At 49.8% G+C, this 241-nt stretch carries 1 protein-coding gene; it reads right to left on the reverse strand.

Annotated features, from left to right (window positions below; genetic code table 11):
* On the reverse strand, positions 1-241 hold a 241-nt coding region (locus tag RMT89_RS45135), incomplete at both ends, for an MBL fold metallo-hydrolase (protein WP_315889550.1).

Below are 241 nucleotides of genomic sequence, written 5' to 3' on the forward strand. Positions count from 1 at the left end.
CTGCATTTGATGTGCGCAACAGACCGCCTCGGACCAGCCGAGATATTCATCCAGTTGAATGTAGAGTTTGGCATTCGGAAAAGCTCCGAAATTGCCCATATGATCGAAGTGCATATGTGTGATGAGGATAACGTCGACGTCCTTGGGTGAAAAACCGACTTTTGCGAGAACATCTACCGGATCTTCCCAATTCGAGAAGGCGTACCGCTTCAACCAATCCCCCTTGCTGAATCCGCAGTCG

Source organism: Streptomyces sp. P17, assembly GCF_032436805.1.
Classification (GTDB): Bacteria; Actinomycetota; Actinomycetes; order Streptomycetales; family Streptomycetaceae; genus Streptomyces.